The organism is Sulfitobacter sp. HI0129 (assembly GCF_001635395.1).
Lineage (GTDB): Bacteria > Pseudomonadota > Alphaproteobacteria > Rhodobacterales > Rhodobacteraceae > Sulfitobacter.
On the sequence record NZ_LWGH01000004.1, the window covers coordinates 1 to 603 of the forward strand.

General features: G+C 62.2%; 1 protein-coding gene. It reads right to left on the reverse strand.

The window, feature by feature from the left end:
* Positions 1 to 603: relaxase/mobilization nuclease domain-containing protein (locus tag A3764_RS00150; RefSeq protein ID WP_150122003.1), on the reverse strand; the 603-nt coding region annotated here is incomplete at both ends.

A 603-nucleotide genomic window follows, 5' to 3' on the forward strand; every position in this document is an offset into this window, starting at 1 on the left:
TCTCGGCCTCCTCGACCATGGCGAGCCGGAAGTCGTCATAGTTGAAGCGATGGTTGCGCCCCAGAAAGAAGAACTCGCCTTCCTGCGAGCGACGGTTCAGCACCAGATGCGCATGCGGGTGATCGCGGTCTTCATGCACTGCGATGATGTAGTCGAAATGCCCCTCGTCGGTCTGGAAAAACCGCTCCGCCACATCAGTCGCGATGTCGCGCACATCCTCCCCGCGCGTGCCGATGGGGAAGGACATGAGCATGTGGGTGGTCTGCCCAAGCTTGGGCTTGAAGCCCGCATCCCACCGCTTGGCAAAGCGCTCGGTCAGATCCTTGATGTCACCCGCCTCGAGCTTCGTCTTGCCATCCAAGAACCCGCTACTGTCCACGATATGGGTGGACTTGGTGGTGAGGTAATCGAGCTGGTTTGCGAGCTGCGATTTGGTATGCGTTCCCCCGCCCCGGATCGCCTTGAAGACCGCTGGCCGGTGGCCTGCTGCCGCGCGCACAAGCTGGGTCTGCTTGGCCACGTGCAGCCCCTGCATTGAGCCCCGGACGCGGCTCCAGCCATCCCGAAACACCTCGCCCGTGACGGCATGGACGGCATCATTCA